The sequence below is a fragment of the Pseudomonas syringae genome (genome assembly GCF_021605415.1).
Classification (GTDB): domain Bacteria; phylum Pseudomonadota; class Gammaproteobacteria; order Pseudomonadales; family Pseudomonadaceae; genus Aquipseudomonas; species Aquipseudomonas syringae_S.
On sequence record NZ_WKEQ01000005.1, the window covers coordinates 120,051 to 136,780 of the forward strand.

A 16,730-nucleotide genomic window follows, 5' to 3' on the forward strand; every position below is an offset into this window, starting at 1 on the left:
AAGAGACCGCCATAACCCATTGTAGTTCTTGGTTTTTCTTATAAATCTACAGCTCTGATATGCTTTCCGGCCTTCGGCCCGAGGAAGCACCATGCAACTCATCGATATCGGCGTCAACCTGACCAACCCCAGTTTCGCCGACAAACACCAGGCAGTGCTCGACCGCGCCTATGCCGCCGGCGTCTGCCAACTGGTGCTGACCGGCACCAGCGTCGACGGCAGCGAACAGGCTCTCGAACTGTGCCAGCAACTGGATCAATCCGGGCAACGCCTGTTTTCCACCGCCGGTATCCACCCGCATTCTGCCAGCGACTGGAACGGTGACAGCGCGCGGCGTCTGCGCAGTTTGCTGAAGGAATCCAATGTAGTCGCCGTCGGCGAATGCGGTCTGGATTTCAATAGGGATTTCTCGCCACGCCCGCAGCAGGAAAAAGTCCTCGAAGAACACTTGGCCCTCGCGGTAGAGCTGCAATTACCGGTCTTCCTGCATGAGCGCGACGCCAGCCAGCGGCTGCTGGAGATCCTTCGCGACTTCCGCGACCGTTTGCCCGCCGCCGTGGTGCATTGCTTTACCGGCGAACAGAAAGCGCTGTTCAGCTATCTGGACATGGATCTGCACATCGGCATCACCGGGTGGATCTGTGACGAGCGTCGCGGCACGCACCTGCACCCGCTGGTGAAAGAGATCAAGCGCGGTCGCCTGATGCTGGAAAGCGACGCGCCATACCTGCTGCCACGCAGTTTGCGACCGAAGCCGAAAAACGGTCGCAACGAGCCGGCGTACCTGACCGAAGTCTTGCGCGAAGTGGCGTTGCATCGCGGCGAAACCGAGGAAGACCTGGCGGCGCATACCACCGCGTGTGCCCGGGCGTTTTTTGGTTTGCCGGTTATGTCCGAATAACCCCACTACTACAAAGGTTCTGCTGTTGACCCATATCAAGATTTTCAGATCCGCGTAGCGGCACAATACTGGCACCTTGCCAATGCTGTTTCCGCTATCAGAGAAAACCTCCATGGGTGCCTGGCTTAGCAATATCTCGCTGAAATACAAATTCTGGGCGGTCAACGCCGTCGCGTTTGTCACGACATTGTTGTTGGTGCTGTTCGCCGTGCATCTCGAACAGCAAGCCCGCAGCCACGCGGCGCAAACGTCCGCTCAGGCGCAGGCGCAACTGCTCAAGGCCTGGCCTGTCGGGCAGCCATTGCCCAGAGCCGACCATGTGCTCACCTTCGAGCGCGGTCAGGTGCCGAAGCTCAACGATCAACCGCTGCTCGAAGTGACCGACACCAACGGCTGGATCGACATCAATCCCCTGCCCCTGTTCGGTGACAACTTGCTGATGGGCGCCGACGTGTTCAGCCGCGCCGCTGGTCAGCGTGTGGCGGTGATTGCTTATGGCCCGAGCCTCAGCCAGGTCTTCGCCGAGCGCTTCGCCCACTACGCCATGGCGGTGTTCATTCTGATGTTGGTGATGCTCGGCGCTTCGCAACTGCTGATCCGCTTCCTGCTGAGCCAACTCAACACGTTGAAAGACGTGATGCTGCACGTTGAGAAAAGCGGCGACCTTTCGGCGCGAGTGCCGCTGGCGGGCAAGGACGAAGTCGGGCAGATGGCCAATGCGTTCAACGCGATGCAGGCCGGTTATCAGCGGGTGGTCGCCACCGTTGCCGACACCGCCCGGCAATTGGACGTCGGCGCGGCCCGACTGGCATCGAGCATGAACGAAGTGCGGCACGGCATGCTCGGCCAGCAAAGCGAAACCGATCAAGCCGCCACGGCGATCAACGAAATGACCGCCACCGTTTACCACATCGCCCAGCATGCCGGAGCCACCCGCGACTTGTCGCAAACCGCCGACGGCCTGGCCACCAGCGGCCAGCAAGTGGTGACACGGGTACAGCATTCGATTACCGGACTGTCCAGCGGCGTGCAGCAAACCGCCGAGATGATTCAACGGCTGGCCGAGGACAGTCAGAAAATCAACGGTGTAGTCAGCGTAATCCACAGCATCGCCGAACAGACCAACCTGCTGGCCCTTAACGCCGCCATCGAAGCCGCGCGGGCGGGCGATATGGGCCGCGGATTCGCGGTGGTCGCCGACGAGGTGCGCAACCTCGCCAAGCGCGTGCAGACCTCGACCGATGAAATCACCACGATGGTGTCGGCGCTACAGGCCGGCACCCGTGACGCGGTGGACTTCATGCAGGAGAGTTCGTACAAGGCCGATGACTGCGTGCAGCAGGCGCAAGAGGCTGGGGCGGCGCTCGTGGAAATCACTGGCGCGGTGGCGCAGATGCGTGAGAGCAACACGCAGATTGCCGTGGCGGCGGAACAGCAGAGTCAGGTTGCCGAGGAGATGAATCGGGCGGTGGTGAGCATTCGTGATGTGACCGAAAACACCGTACGGCAGACCGTGGATTCGGCGATGACCAGCAATGAATTGGCGACGTTGGCCGGGGAATTGAACAAGGCTATCGGTCAGTTGAAACTTTGAGGGCCCCATCGCGGGCAAGCCCGGCTCCCACAGGATTACAGGTGCTCACAAAATCCCGGTTCACTGGGCATCCCAGTGGAAGCGGGCTTGCAGCCGAAACGCCATCGAATCCTGCCATCGCCGCTATGGTGTCGATAGCCAAGCTTGATTCGCCGGCCTCCTCGCCCGCGCCTATTCTTCAAACATGTGTCCAAACATGGAATGAGGAGTCGCAACATGGGCAAACGTCACCCTAATCTTCCCGCATGGCAATGGCGGGCGTACCCGGGCAATCATCAGCACCCGACGAACCTGGTGCTGCACCTGATTGCCGTGCCGCTGTTTATCGTCGCGTTTCTGCTGATCGTGTCCGGGGTGTTCAGCCTGAGTCTGGCGAATGTCGCCATTGGCGTGATCGGCGTGATTGCCGCACTGGGTTTGCAGCGTCATGGTCACAGCTTGGAGGCGCAAGCCTCCGAGCCATTCAGTGGTCGTCATGACGCCGTCTCACGCTTGCTGGTCGAGCAATTTCTGACCTTTCCTCGATTCGTTCTCAGTGGCGGTTGGTGGCGCGCGTGGCGTGAGCGCCACCGTCGGCATTGAGTCAGGCAAAAATCGTCACGGTCTGTCGGCTCATGGCGATCAACTCACCCTGCGCGCTCCACAGCTTGGCGGCGGCATGGCCGTAACCGTCAGCGGCGTACTCGATTTCCACCAGGTACTTGCACCAGTCCAGCGTGCTCAGTTGGCGTAACGGCTGAACGAATTCGATCGTCCAGGTCAGGGTGCTGCCGGCCGCCGGTTTGTTCAGATACGGCAACAGCGCCGGCGGCCAGGCATCCACCAGCGCGAGGATGTGCGATTCGTTGACCGGCTCGTCCTGCACATTCCCGCGAAATTGTACCCAACCGCCCATGTCCCGCGATTTGACGCCACTGAACGGCAGACCGCCGACACTCCAGCGCATGTCCAGATGCCGCATGAATTCCGGTGTCACGCCTTTGATATACGGCAGCGCCTGGCAGGCATCCCAGTGTTTCATCTCCGGCGCCGGATGGGCGTCGACTGCGACTTCAGAACTACGCGAGGCACCGAAGCTGCCTTGCATCAGCGCCACTACCTGGCCCTTCTGCACCGCCCGCCCCATGACCTGGCTGACCGCTTTGCCTTCGCGCAAGACTTCAGCCTGAAAACTCACCGGCACGTCCGGCTCGACCGGGCCGACAAAAGTGATCACCAGCGAACGCACCGGACGATCCTCGGGCACCTGCGCGCGCATGGCTTCGTATTGCAGCGCCGCGACCAAGCCGCCAAAACTTGCACGCCCCTGGCCCCAGTCAGCCGGAATTGAAACGTCCAGCGGTTGTCGGCGGACAGCGTCGAGCAGTTCGGAAAAATCCATGGCGACCTCAATTATTGAAAAATGATGCAGGGATCTTAACCAGCGCGGCACGGCGGCACAGCGCTTGTTTCAGCCAAAAAAACGGCCAGACAGGCCGCCTACTGCGTTAAGCGACGATGACCAACGTTGTAGGAGCCGGGCTTGCCCGGCTCCTACATGATCAGGCAGCGCCTACAGGGGAGTCGTGATGTTCAGGAGTTTGTCGAGCACACGGTCGGACTTGATTTCAGCCTTGACCATGGTTGTCTGCCAGGTCGCGACACAGGGTTGCAGATCGGCTTCGTGTTCCGCCCGCGCCAGCCATTGCCAGCAATCGTGCCAGTCGCCCAAGGCGCCTTGCGCAGCCTTGAGGCGCGGCATTGCCGCTTTGGGTAGACGATCGAGCTCGGGATAGGCATCGATGCCGTAACGCACGCGCTTGATCAACAGGCGCAAGCGGTGGCGGTCGTGGGCGGGATCGCGGAGCGCCTCGTTGAGTTTCTGCCATTGTTTATCGAGGCGTTTTTCAATGGTCTTCCGTAACCCTTCGAGCAGTTTTTCGCGCTGCGCAGCCCTCAGAAAACGCGGAAACGCATCAAGGATCATCATCAGCGACGCCAGCTCCGCACTCGCCGCCAGCGCCGGATAAGCCTCATCCATCTGCGCCATGCGCCGTTGCGCCGCGTCGGGTTGATCGTGTTCGAGCAGGTACGCCGCCAGCACCTCGCGATCACGCCACGGCGTGGTCAACTCGCCAACGCTGGACGCCGCACTCTCTAATTGCTCAACCCCGGGCAACCCGCGCAATGGCCGCAACAGACTGCGCAAGCGCCGCACCGTCGTGCGCAAATCATGCAACGCCTCAGGATCGGTACGCGCCTCAAGACGCGCCTGACACGCCAAAAGCCGCACCTCAAGACTCAGAATCCGAGCCACCAAACGATCAATCATTGGACAACTCCGTTGTCAGTGTTGAGCGGCAAGCTTTGAGCTGCAAGCTGAATGTGATTGCCTTTGACTTGCAGCTTGTAGCTTAAAACTCATAGCTGCTTCTACCGTCCTGCCCGGGATTCGCGAATGTAGAAACGGGCTTTTTCAGCCTTTTTCGAGCAACCTTCGAAGCCTTCGAATTGTTGTTGGGTCTTGGCGGCTGTCAGCAACGACAGGGCTTTGGAGTAGCTGACGGTGCCGGCAAAACCTTCGGCCTTGGCCAGATCCAGCTCGTGCCATGCAGCGTCGAGGCCGCTGCCGCAGCTGTCGCGGTAAGCAGTTTTACCGGCGCAACCGGCCAATGCCAGGGCAATCAACGGCACACAGATCCAGGCTTTCATCACTTACACCTCAAAGAATGGTCAACAGTCGTGCAGGTAAGACGATCCATCGGGGAAAAAGTGCCTCGCCCCGCCGCAAACGCCTTCGCCGGCAAGGATAGCGCCCCGGGCGTCGTGGCATTGTGAAAAAAACGACGCCCCTGCCCCAGCACCGACCTGAACAATTGAACCGTGGCCCTCGATGGGTGCATTGTGGAACCTTGTCGGGGAGGATACTGGATGAAGAAACGAGTCGCACTGGTGCTGGGTTCCGGCGGCGCCCGGGGCTATGCCCATATCGGCGTCATCGAAGAAATCGAACGACGCGGCTATGACATCGCCTGCATCGCCGGTTGTTCGATGGGCGCGGTGGTTGGCGGGATTTACGCCGCCGGCAAACTGGACGATTACCGCAACTGGATCGAGAGCCTCGATTACCTCGACGTGCTGCGCCTGGTCGATGTGAGCTTTCGCCTGGGGGCAATTCGCGGCGAGAAAGTCTTCGGGCAGATCCGCAAGATTGTCGGCGAGATCAACATCGAAGACCTGCGCATTCCCTACACGGCGGTCGCTGCCGATCTCACCAATCAGCAGGAAATCTGGTTTCAGGAAGGCTGCCTGCATCAGGCGATGCGTGCGTCGGCGGCGATTCCCAGCCTGTTCACTCCGGTGATGCAAGGCAACCGCATGCTGGTCGACGGCGGCATTCTCAATCCGTTGCCGATTGTGCCGGTGGTGTCCAGCCATTGTGATCTGATCATCGCGGTCAATCTCAACTCGACCAACCAGCGCCAGTACAGCCTGCCGGTGATCCAGCGCCCCGCCGCGTTTCGCACGCGCTTCGACAGACTGATCAATTCGCTGGGCTCGAAGATGCCGTTTCGCCGTACGCAGGCCGAGCAATTATTGAAGCTTGAGCAGGAGGCATTGCGTGCCGAGGCCGCCACTCTCAATCCCTGGGAAGGTGCCGAGCCCGAGAGCCAGCAACCGGCCGCCGCGCCAGAGCGCGCCGGGGCGCCGAAATCCGCGACCGGTTCGTTCATCATCGATAACGTCGGGCCGGCGTCGCTGCTGGATCTGATCAACCAGAGTTTCGAGGTGATGCAGACGTCGTTGGCACAGTACAAGATTGCCGGTTATCCGCCGGACATCCTGATCAACGTGCCCAAGCGTGTGTGCCGCTTTTTCGAGTTCTACAAGGCGCCGGAACTGATCGCGCTGGGGCGCGAGATTGCGCGGGATACGCTGGATAGATATGAAAGCGAGCAGGGTTGAAAGTCAAAAGATCGCAGCCTGCGGCAGCGCCTACATGAGGATTGCGTACACCGTGTAGGAGCTGCCGAAGGCTGCGATCTTTTAGCCATCCAACAGACGATACCCGACGCCCGCCTCGGTCACGATAAACCGTGGCCGGGTCGGGTCATCCGCCAGTTTCTGGCGCAGATGCCCAACGACGATGCGCAGGTAATGGCTGTCTTCGGTGTGCGTTGGCCCCCAAATGTCCTTGAGCAATTGCTGCTGGGTGATGACGCGACCGGGATGCCGCGCCAGTTGCGCGAGCACCGCGTATTCCTTGCGGGTCAAAGCCACTTCGATGCCGTCGAGCAAGACCCGTCGATAAGCCAGATCCACGGTCAACGGGCCGAAACTCAGTGACGCCGGCTGTGCCTCCCCCGCTGGCGCCTGGCGCAACAAGGCCCGCACCCGGGCGAGGAACTCCTGAATGCCGAACGGCTTGGTCACGTAATCGTTGGCGCCGCCATCGAGCGCCTGGACTTTTTCACCTTCGCTGGCGCGCACCGAAAGCACCAATACCGGCGTTGTCGCCCACTCGCGAAATTCGCGCAGCACTTGCTGGCCGTCCATGTCCGGCAGCCCCAGATCGAGCACCAGCAAATCCGGTTTGTTCAGTGCCGCTTGCGCCAGCCCATCGGCGCCGGTGCCGGCCTCCAGCACTTTGTAGCCTTGGGACGCCAGGCTGATGCGCAGAAACTTGCGGATCTGCGGTTCGTCGTCGATGACCAAAATGGTCGCGGTCTGGCTCATGGATTCACATCAACGCAAAGGATGGGCGAGAGAGTAACGCAGGCGCGATCAGGCTTCACTGTCCATTCCCGGTTGCGCCTGCAAGGGCAGGTGCAAGGTGATGCAGGTGCCGCGCCCATCGATGCCGTCGGCGACGCTGATCCGGCCGCCATGCGCACCGACCATGCCCTGACAGATTGCCAGGCCGAGCCCCGTGCCCTGCCCGCCGCGATCACCGCGCGCGGCGGTGTAGAACATGTCGAAAATCTTTTCCCGCTCGTCCTCGGGAATGCCCGGGCCTTCGTCGCTGACCGAGAAAAAAATCTCGTGCTCATCGGCGCCGGCAGTGAGTTGCAAACGGCCATGAGCCGGGGAAAACCGCGCGGCGTTTTCCAGCACATTCACCAGCGCCTGTTCGATCAGCGCCGCGTGTACATACAGCAACGGCAACTCGGCGGGCACATCGGTGCTGACCTGCAACGGCGCCAGCACCGCACGCAGGCGATTGAGCGCACTGCCGACGATGTCTGCCGGCGCCACCCAGTCCCGCGCCAGTTTCAGGGCACCGTGGCCGAGACGGGTCATGTCCAGCAGGTTTTGAATGTAGCGGTCGAGTCGTTCGGCTTCGTCGCGGGTGCCTTCGAGCAGCTCACGGCGATCCTCCAGCGGGATTGCCTCGCCGAGCGCCAACAGGCTGTCGATGCTGCCGCGCATGGCCGTCAGCGGCGTGCGCAAATCGTGGGACACCGAGGCCAGCAAGGCACTGCGCAATTGCTCGGTTTCGCCATGCAGGCGCGCGGCTTCCAAGTCGTCCGCCAGTTGCGCACGGGCCAACGCCTGCGCCAGTGGCTGGCTCAACGCGGTGAGCAATCGACGGCGCTGGCCGCTCAAGGTCTGGCCTTCTTTGGCGCAGACACCGAGCAGCGCCAACGGCCCGTCTTCGACCGATAACGGCCACCACCACCAACGGCCGAACGGCAGCGTGCCGGTGCCCATGCCCGCCGGTTGATCGTGCTGCCAGGCCCAATCGGCGGCAGCGCGCTCGGCGTCGGTCAATTGCAGCGGGCCGCCGGTTTCGACTTTCCAGTCACCCGCGCCGTCGCGATTGAGCAGGCACAGTTGAAGATCACTCCAGCCGTTGAGGTGCTGGGCGGCGGCACTGATTACGGCTTGGCGGTCGGTGGCGGCGGTGAGTTTGCGCGACAGATCGAGCAGCTCACTGGTTTCTTCCTGAGTGTCACGCAACGCCTGCAACTGCCGACGCTGGCGGGCAGCGAGGTTGCCTGTCAGCGCTGCCATCAGCAGGAAAAACAGCAAGGTCAGGACGTCTTCTTCGCGCTGGATGGTCAGGGAAAAATTCGGCGGAATGAACAGAAAGTCATAGGTCAGAAACGACAGTGCCGCACACGCCAGCGCCGGCCCGAGACTGCTGCGCACCGCCACCAGCAACACCGCCGCGAGAAACACCAGCGAGATATTCGGCAGTGGCAACACACTCGACACCGCCCACGCCAGCGCACTGGCCAACACCGTCGCCACCAGCGCCAGACCGTAATCGAACCAAACGAACGTCGGCGTGCTGCGCACTCGCGGTTGCGCAGGTAACTGGTCGCTGTCGAGAACGTTGATTTCCAGACCGTGGGCCTGACGCAGCAACCGCGCCGCGAGCCCGCCGCCGAACAATCGACGGCGCAAACGCGGCCGCGACTGACCGACCAGCACCAGCGTCGCGCGGCGTTCGGTGGCGTGCTGGATCAGGGTTTTCGCCACTTCACCGGCACGCAGCAACACCACTTCGCCGCCGAGGCGCTCAGCCAGTTGTTGAGCGCTTTGCAGGCGCAAGCGTGATTGCTCATCGCGCGCACTGCCGTTGTCGACGTGCACCAGACTCCAGGGCAAATGCCGACGCTGGGCGACGCGACTGGCGTGGCGCACCAGCCGTTCCGCCTGGGCATCGCCATCGACGCCGACCAGCAGACGCCCGCGCACGGCCGGCGCGGCCTGACCGAGTTGTCGGTAGCCCTGCGCCAGATCGTTATCGACTTGCGCGGCGGCGGTTTGCATCGCCAGTTCGCGCAGTGCGGTGAGGTTGGTCTGAGTGAAAAACGCATCGATGGCTGCCCGCGCCTGCTCCGGCACATACACCTTGCCTTCGCGCAGACGCTCCAGCAATTCGCGCGGGGGCAGGTCGATCAGCAGCAGTTCGAAGGCTTCTTGCAGCACCCAGTCGGGCAGGGTTTCGCGCACTTGCACTCCGGTAATGCCGCGCACCTGATCGTTGAGGCTTTCGAGGTGCTGGACGTTGACCGTGGTGAACACATCGATGCCGGCGGCGAGCAGTTCCTGAATGTCTTGCCAGCGTTTGGCGTGGCGGCTGCCAGGGGCGTTGCTGTGGGCGAGTTCGTCGACCAGTACCAGTTTTGGCATGGCGGCGAGCAGGCCGTCGAGATCCATTTCTTCAAGCATCACGCCACGGTATTCAGAGCGCAACAACGGCTGTTGCGGCAAGCCGCCGAGCAACGCTTCGGTCTCGGCGCGGCCATGGGTTTCGACCACGCCGGCGATGACTTTCACGCCCTGACGCAGTTGGGTATGGGCAGCCTGGAGCATGGCGTAGGTCTTGCCGACACCGGGGGCGGCGCCGAGGAAGACTTTGAGCCGGCCACGGCCGTCACGGGGCAGGTCTGCTAACAGCGCGTCGGCGCGGCCGGAATTGCTCATGCTTGATGCTCTCTCGTCCTGATGATCGTTCCCACGCTCTGCGTGGGAATGCAGCCCGGGACGCTCTGCGTCCCACCAAAGCGGACGCAGAGCGTCCATTGATGCATTCCCACGCAGAGCGTGGGAACGATCATCTTCTACAGTTTTTCCAGCGCCATGTTCAGCTCAAGCACATTCACCACGGGCGGCCCCACCAGCGGCTGTTCGAGGTGCGCATCGAGCAGTTGCTGCAAGGTCGATACCGGCAGATTTCGCGCCGCCGCGACTCGCGCCAGTTGATAGGCAATCGCCGCCGGTGGCAAGTGCGGATCGAGACCGCTGCCGGAGGTGGTCAACAGCGCCAGCGGCACCGGGCCTTGACCTGCGACTTGCAGCTTGTTGGCGTCATCGATCACCCGCGTGGCGAGCGCCGGATTGCTCGGCGACAGGTTGCTCGCGCCGCTCGATACGGTGGCGAATGCACCGGCGGATGGGCGGGGATGGAACCAGGCATCGCCAACGAAATCCTGAGCGATCAGGGATGAGCCGCGCACTTTGCCGTCGGCGTCGTGGATCAGACTGCCGTTGGCTTGCGCGGGGAATGCGACTTGCGCGATGGCGGTGACGGCGAGGGGGTAGGCGATGCCGGTGATGGCGGTCATCAGCAGCAATAGGCTCAAGGCCGGCCGCAATAGTTTGGACATGTTGGATCCTCGAATTCAGTGAGCGGATATGGCGTGAGGTCAGGTCGACCGCGCCGAGTTCTTCGCGAGCAGGCTCGCTCCCACAGGGGGAATGAATTTAAATGTGGGAGCGAGCCTGCTCGCGATGGCGTCAAACCAGATGCAACGCCGTCAACAGCATGTCGATCGCCTTGATGCCAACGAACGGCACCAGCAACCCACCCACCCCGTAGATCAACAGATTGCGTCGCAGCAGCGCCGACGCACTCGCCGCCTGCACCCGCACGCCGCGCAACGCCAATGGAATCAACACCACGATGATCAGCGCGTTGAACACAATCGCCGAGAGAATCGCGCTCTGCGGACTGGTCAACTGCATGATGTTGAGCACGCCCAGTTGCGGATAGATCGCTGCAAACAATGCCGGCAGAATCGCGAAGTATTTGGCCACATCGTTGGCGATGGAAAACGTCGTCAGCGCACCCCGGGTGACCAGCAATTCCTTGCCGATCTGCACCACGTCGAGCAGCTTGGTCGGATCGCTGTCGAGATCGACCATGTTCGCCGCTTCGCGCGCTGCTTGGGTGCCATCGTTCATCGCCATGCCGACGTCGGCCTGGGCCAGCGCCGGCGCGTCGTTGGCGCCGTCACCGCACATGGCGACCAAGCGTCCGTCGTTCTGTTCAAGGCGAATACGTGCGAGCTTTTTCTCCGGCGTGGCTTCGGCGAGGACATCATCGACACCCGCTTCAGCGGCGATGGCCGCAGCGGTCAGCGGGTTGTCACCCGTGACCATGACCGTGCGAATTCCCAGTTTGCGCAATTCGGCGAAGCGCTCGCGGATGCCGGGTTTGACCACGTCTTTGAGGTGGATCACGCCGAGCAGTTTGCCGTCGACGCACACCAGCAACGGTGTGCCGCCGCTCTGGGCGATCTTGTCGACTTCCCGCGACAGTGCCGGTGCGAGGTCGGCACGTTGCTGGCCGATAAAGCTCAGCAGTGAATCCACCGCGCCTTTGCGATAGACACGGCCCCGATAGTCGACACCGGACAAACGGGTTTCAGCGCTGAACGGGACGCCGGTCAGGGTTTCTGGCGCCGGCTCCGATTGTGGATGCAGGTTGCGCAAGTACTCGACGATGGATTTGCCTTCGGCGGTGTCGTCGGCCAGCGAGGCGAACAACGCGCCTTCGGCCAACTCCCGGGGGCTTACACCGGGCGCGGCGTGGACCGCGCTGCAACGACGGTTGCCGAAGGTGATGGTGCCGGTCTTGTCGAGCAGCAGCACGTGTACGTCCCCCGCCGCTTCCACTGCGCGGCCGGATTTGGCTATCACGTTTAACCGCACCAGGCGATCCATCCCGGCGATGCCGATGGCTGAGAGCAGGCCGCCAATGGTGGTGGGAATCAGCGTGACCAGCAGCGCCACCAGAAACACCAGCGGCAGGCTGCCGTTGGCGAAGTGGGCGAACGGTTGCAGGGTCACGACCACCAGCAAAAAGATCAGGGTCAGGCCGATCAGCAGGATGTCGAGGGCGACTTCGTTCGGGGTCTTTTGACGTTTGGCGCCTTCGACCAGCGCGATCATGCGATCGAGGGTCGATTCACCGGGATTGGCGGTGATCTTCACCAGCAGCCAGTCGGACACCAGACGCGTATTGCCGGTGACGGCGGATCGGTCGCCGCCGGATTCGCGAATCACCGGTGCCGATTCACCGGTAATCGCTGCTTCGTTGACCGCCGCGATACCTTCGATGACTTCGCCGTCGCCGGGGATCATTTCCCCGGCCTCGACGCGCACCACATCGTCCTTGCGCAGACTGGCGGCGGGTACGACCTGGAACGTGCCATTGGCCAGTTTCTTTCTCGCACTCAGGCCTTCGCTGCCGGCCTTGAGGCTGTCGGCGCGGGCCTTGCCGCGACCTTCGGCCAAGGCTTCGGCGAAGTTGGCAAACAGCACGGTGAACCACAGCCACAGGGCAATTTGCGCGGCGACGAACGTCGATACGCTGCTGTCAGGAATGAAGCACAACACGGTGGTCAAAATCGCAGTGAGTTCGACCACCAGCATCACGGGCGAGCGCTTCAACTGTCGCGGATCAAGCTTGACGAAGGCTTGTACCAGCGCCGGACGCCAAAGTGCGCTGATCGCGGTTTTTGCTTGTTCCGGCGCCTTGACGCCAGCCGGTTTGATCGCAGGCATATTCATCATCGATTCCTTAGAAGCCCATGCTCAGATGTTCGGCAATCGGGCCCAGCGCCAGGGTTGGCAGGAAGGTCAGGCCACCCACCAGCAAAATGGTCACGGTCAGCAACGTCACGAACAGCGGGCCGTGAGTTGGAAAACTGTTCTGGCCAACCGGCGCGGTCTTCTTCATCGCCAGGCTGCCGGCCAGCGCCAGCACCGGCAGGATGTAACCGAAGCGACCGATCAACATGCCCAGGCCCAGCATCAGATTGTGAAACGGCGTATTCGCACCGAAGCCGCCGAACGCCGAACCGTTGTTGGCGCCGGCCGAGGTGTAGGCGTAGAGCAACTGACTGAAACCGTGAGGGCCGGGGTTGCTCACCGCCGCGACCGAGACCGGCAGGCTCGCGGCAATCGCGCTGAGCACCAGCACGCCCACCGGCATCACCAGCAGCGTGACCACCAGCAATTGCACCTCTTTGGCCTGAAGTTTTTTGCCAAGGTATTCAGGGGTGCGGCCGATCATCAGGCCGGCGAGGAACACCGCGATCAGCACGTTGAGCAACATGCCGTAGAGCCCCGCGCCGACGCCGCCGAAGATCACTTCGCCGACCATCATGTTGACCAGCGCAACCATGCCGCTGAGCGGGCTGAGGCTGTCGTGCATGCCGTTGACCGAGCCGTTCGACGCTGACGTGGTTGTCACCGACCAGAGCACGGTCGCCGTGGTGCCGAAGCGCGACTCCTTGCCTTCCAGCGGCGCGGTCTGCTCGACGATCGGGTTATTCAGCGCAGGATTCGGCTGGTATTCGGCCCACAGGGACGTCGCACCGCCGATGATGAACAGCGCGAGCATGCAAGCGATGATTGCGCGGCTCTGACGTAGATCCTTGACGTAGTGGCCGAAGGTGAACACCAACGCGGCGGGGATCAGGATGATCGAGGCGAGCTCGAACAGGTTGCTCCACGCGGTCGGGTTTTCGAACGGGTGCGCCGAGTTGACGCCGAAGAAGCCACCGCCGTTGGTGCCCAGTTGCTTGATTGCAATCTGGCTGGCGGCCGGGCCGAGCGGAATGACCTGATCGACGCCCTGCATCGTCACGGCATTCACGTAGTGCGCGAAGGTTTGCGGCACGCCTTGCCAGACCAGAAACAGCGCAAGCAGCAGGCACAACGGCAACAGGCCGTAGAGCGTGGCGCGGGTCATGTCGACCCAGAAGTTGCCAAGGGTCTGCGCCGACTTACGGCCGATGCCACGGCACAGCGCGACCAGTACGGCGAGGCCGGTGGCGGCGCTGACGAAGTTCTGCACGGTGAGACCGACCATCTGGCTCAGGTAACTGAGCGATGCTTCGCCGCTGTAGGCCTGCCAGTTGGTGTTGGTCATGAAACTGACGGCGGTGTTGAACGCCAGCGTCCATTCCTGACCCGGCAGGTTTTGCGGGTTCAGCGGCAAGTGATCCTGGAACAGCAGAATCGTGAATAGCAGCAGAAAACCGGCAAGGTTGAAGGCCAGCAGCGCCAGCGTGTATTTCTGCCAGCTCTGTTCAGCCTCGGCGTCGACCCCGGCGATGCGATAGCAGCCGCGTTCGACCGGTCCAAGAATCGGCGACAGCCAGGTGCGCTGGCCTTCCATCACCTTGTAGTAGAAGCGTCCGAGGAATGGCGCTGGCAGCAGCACCAGCGCAAAAAACCCGAGGATCAGCCAATAGTCATTACTGTGCATAGCCGCTCCTAGCCCCGATCCGCGCGCAACAGCGCAACCAACAGATAAATGAACAGCCCCGCTGCCAGCAGCAGCGACACCCCGTCCAGAACGCTCATGGAAAATCTCCGTGTTACGGCGTATTGCCGCGTGTGGAGGGATTGTCGGGATGGAGGCTGTAAAGGCGCGAGATCGAGCCGAGTGGCTGGGCATAAAAAAAGCGTAAAGAGTGGGTTCAAGCGCGGGTTACAGCGGTGTGTGCACTGGCCTCATCGCTGGCAAGCCAGCTCCCACAGTGATCTCGGTCGTTCACAAAGTTTGTGTACACCTGGAAACCTGTGGCAGCGGCCTTGCCCGCGAAGACAGCAGCGCAGACACCATCGCACCCAACTGGCGCACGAGAATGTTCCCATCCGGCAGCGAACATCCCCAATACGACAGCTTTCCGCTCAATACGACCTGATCTCAAAGACTGGCATGCCCACTGCACGCGCCCTCCCCCGAGCTTTCCAAACCTTCAGGGAGCAAACGCATGAACACACAACTCAAACCCACGCTGGGCACTCTGCACTTGTGGGGCATCGCGGTGGGACTGGTGATTTCCGGGGAGTATTTCGGCTGGAGTTACGGCTGGGGCGTGGCCGGGACGCTTGGATTTCTGGTCACATCATTCATGGTCGCGACCATGTACACCTGCTTCATCTTCAGCTTCACCGAACTGACCACTGCGATTCCCCATGCGGGCGGGCCGTTTGCCTACAGCCGCCGGGCTTTCGGCGAGAAAGGCGGATTGATCGCGGGGCTGGCCACGCTGATCGAATTCGTCTTCGCCCCGCCGGCCATTGCCCTGGCCATCGGTGCTTACCTGAACGTGCAATTTCCCGCGCTCGATCCCAAACACGCAGCCGTCGGCGCCTATTTCGTGTTCATGACCTTGAACATTCTCGGCGTGAAGCTCGCGGCGACCTTCGAACTGGTGGTCTGCGTATTGGCCGTCGCCGAGTTGCTGGTGTTCATGGGCGTCGTCGCCCCGGCGTTCAGCTTCAGTAACTTCGCCCTCAACGGTTGGGCGGGTTCTGACGTGTTCGGCGCGCCGGCCATTGCCGGGATGTTCGCGGCCATTCCGTTTGCGATCTGGTTTTTCCTGGCCATCGAAGGCGCGGCCATGGCGGCCGAAGAAGCGAAAGATCCGAAGCGCACGATTCCCAAAGCCTACATCAGCGGCATCCTGACCCTGGTGTTCCTGGCAATGGGCGTGATGTTCTTCGCCGGTGGCGTGGGTGACTGGCGCACCCTGTCGAACATCAACGACCCGCTGCCACAAGCGATGAAAACCGTGGTCGGTGAAAACTCCGGCTGGCTACATATGCTGGTGTGGATCGGCCTGTTCGGTCTGGTGGCGAGTTTTCACGGGATCATCCTCGGTTACTCGCGGCAATTCTTTGCACTGGCCCGCGCCGGTTATTTGCCAGCTTCGCTGGCAAAACTTTCGCGCTTCCAGACGCCACATCGGGCAATCATCGCCGGTGGCGTAATTGGCATCGCCGCGATCTACAGCGACGGTCTGATCAACCTGGGTGGCATGACGCTGACGGCGGCGATGATCACCATGGCCGTGTTCGGCGCCATCGTGATGTACATCATGAGCATGCTCAGTCTGTTCAAACTGCGCAAAACCGAACCCAATCTGGAACGCACCTTCCGTGCGCCGTGCTACCCGCTGGTGCCGAGCATTGCGTTGCTACTGGCGGCGGTGTGTCTGGTGGCGATGGCGTGGTTCAACACCCTGATCGGCCTGATCTTCCTCGGCTTCATGGCAATCGGATTCATCTATTTCATGCTCACCGGCCAGTCGCGCGCCAACGCCCCCGCCGACGCCATGCTCACAGGCTTGTAATCCGCCTGGTGTAGGAGCTGCCGCAGGGTGCTTCGGTCATAACCGGCCTAGAATGGAACCACTGCGAGCGCGTTTCGCTCAAAGTGGTACGCAGCGTCGCACGGCGAAATCCTCGTCCGTCGATCTGCCCTTAAGGAGAGCCGTTATGCCTTGGTATGCGTGGTTGATTCTGGTCGTTGCCATCGGCTCGATCGTTGGCGGTTTAATGATGTTGCGCGACACCGCCAACAAGGTCGAACTGACCGAAGAACAACGCAAACGCGTCGCTGAACGCAACGCGGAAATGGACGCAAAGGACGCCCAGGATCGCTGAACGAAAAACCCCGCCGAATGGGCGGGGTTCGTTTTTCAGTCTCTATCGAACTCA

15 protein-coding genes are annotated in these 16,730 nt (G+C 61.8%); 6 read left to right on the forward strand and 9 right to left on the reverse strand.

Going from position 1 to position 16,730, the window contains the following annotated elements; all coding sequences use genetic code 11:
• Positions 1 to 91 precede the first annotated feature (91 nt).
• The 3 genes from GIW69_RS05220 to GIW69_RS05230 all read left to right on the forward strand — a co-directional run bounded on the left by GIW69_RS05220 (position 92) and on the right by GIW69_RS05230 (position 3,077).
• Positions 92 to 901, forward strand: coding sequence for a TatD family hydrolase (locus tag GIW69_RS05220; RefSeq protein WP_236481069.1), 810 nt, complete (start codon positions 92 to 94; stop codon positions 899 to 901).
• A gap of 112 nt (positions 902 to 1,013) precedes the next feature.
• Entirely contained in the window at positions 1,014 to 2,495 is a 1,482-nt protein-coding gene (locus GIW69_RS05225; protein ID WP_236481070.1) for a methyl-accepting chemotaxis protein, read from the forward strand.
• A 216-nt stretch (positions 2,496 to 2,711) separates the two neighbouring features.
• The gene (locus GIW69_RS05230; RefSeq protein ID WP_236481071.1) at positions 2,712 to 3,077 is read left to right on the forward strand and encodes a terminase small subunit; all 366 of its coding nucleotides are present in this window, start codon (positions 2,712 to 2,714) and stop codon (positions 3,075 to 3,077) included.
• A gap of 1 nt (position 3,078) precedes the next feature.
• Here the strand turns inward: GIW69_RS05230 and GIW69_RS05235 are convergent, their stop codons facing one another.
• The 3 genes from GIW69_RS05235 to GIW69_RS05245 form a co-directional block, all read right to left on the reverse strand.
• Positions 3,079 to 3,876, reverse strand: a complete 798-nt coding sequence (locus GIW69_RS05235; protein ID WP_236481072.1) for an acyl-CoA thioesterase domain-containing protein — start codon at positions 3,874 to 3,876, stop codon at positions 3,079 to 3,081.
• A 171-nt stretch (positions 3,877 to 4,047) separates the two neighbouring features.
• Positions 4,048 to 4,806 (reverse strand): CHAD domain-containing protein, encoded by a 759-nt coding sequence (locus tag GIW69_RS05240; protein ID WP_236481073.1) that lies wholly within the window; start codon positions 4,804 to 4,806, stop codon positions 4,048 to 4,050.
• Between the two features lie 101 nt (positions 4,807 to 4,907).
• The gene (locus GIW69_RS05245) at positions 4,908 to 5,186 is read right to left on the reverse strand and encodes a hypothetical protein (RefSeq protein ID WP_236481074.1); all 279 of its coding nucleotides are present in this window, start codon (positions 5,184 to 5,186) and stop codon (positions 4,908 to 4,910) included.
• Between the two features lie 219 nt (positions 5,187 to 5,405).
• Between GIW69_RS05245 and GIW69_RS05250 the strand changes: the two genes are divergently transcribed.
• On the forward strand, positions 5,406 to 6,440 hold the full coding sequence (locus GIW69_RS05250) for a patatin-like phospholipase family protein (RefSeq protein ID WP_236481075.1): 1,035 nt from the start codon (positions 5,406 to 5,408) through the stop codon (positions 6,438 to 6,440).
• Positions 6,441 to 6,521: 81 nt separating this feature from the next.
• Here GIW69_RS05250 and GIW69_RS05255 read toward each other — a convergent pair whose 3' ends face one another.
• The 6 genes from GIW69_RS05255 to kdpF form a co-directional block, all read right to left on the reverse strand.
• The gene (locus GIW69_RS05255; RefSeq protein WP_236481076.1) at positions 6,522 to 7,211 is read right to left on the reverse strand and encodes a response regulator; all 690 of its coding nucleotides are present in this window, start codon (positions 7,209 to 7,211) and stop codon (positions 6,522 to 6,524) included.
• A 48-nt stretch (positions 7,212 to 7,259) separates the two neighbouring features.
• On the reverse strand, positions 7,260 to 9,911 hold the full coding sequence (locus tag GIW69_RS05260; protein WP_236481077.1) for a sensor histidine kinase: 2,652 nt from the start codon (positions 9,909 to 9,911) through the stop codon (positions 7,260 to 7,262).
• Between the two features lie 137 nt (positions 9,912 to 10,048).
• Positions 10,049 to 10,594, reverse strand: a complete 546-nt coding sequence (gene kdpC / locus GIW69_RS05265; RefSeq protein ID WP_236481078.1) for a potassium-transporting ATPase subunit KdpC — start codon at positions 10,592 to 10,594, stop codon at positions 10,049 to 10,051.
• 130 nt (positions 10,595 to 10,724) lie between these two features.
• On the reverse strand, positions 10,725 to 12,782 hold the full coding sequence (gene kdpB / locus GIW69_RS05270; RefSeq protein ID WP_236481079.1) for a potassium-transporting ATPase subunit KdpB: 2,058 nt from the start codon (positions 12,780 to 12,782) through the stop codon (positions 10,725 to 10,727).
• A gap of 10 nt (positions 12,783 to 12,792) precedes the next feature.
• On the reverse strand, positions 12,793 to 14,487 hold the full coding sequence (gene kdpA / locus GIW69_RS05275) for a potassium-transporting ATPase subunit KdpA (protein ID WP_236481080.1): 1,695 nt from the start codon (positions 14,485 to 14,487) through the stop codon (positions 12,793 to 12,795).
• A gap of 8 nt (positions 14,488 to 14,495) precedes the next feature.
• Entirely contained in the window at positions 14,496 to 14,585 is a 90-nt protein-coding gene (gene kdpF / locus GIW69_RS05280; protein ID WP_003226853.1) for a K(+)-transporting ATPase subunit F, read from the reverse strand.
• 413 nt (positions 14,586 to 14,998) lie between these two features.
• Here kdpF and eat point away from each other — a divergent pair, with 413 nt between their 5' ends.
• Both eat and GIW69_RS05290 read left to right on the forward strand, forming a co-directional pair.
• Positions 14,999 to 16,363, forward strand: coding sequence for an ethanolamine permease (gene eat / locus GIW69_RS05285; protein ID WP_236481081.1), 1,365 nt, complete (start codon positions 14,999 to 15,001; stop codon positions 16,361 to 16,363).
• A 145-nt stretch (positions 16,364 to 16,508) separates the two neighbouring features.
• Entirely contained in the window at positions 16,509 to 16,676 is a 168-nt protein-coding gene (locus GIW69_RS05290) for a DUF2897 family protein (protein WP_236481082.1), read from the forward strand.
• Positions 16,677 to 16,730 lie beyond the last annotated feature (54 nt).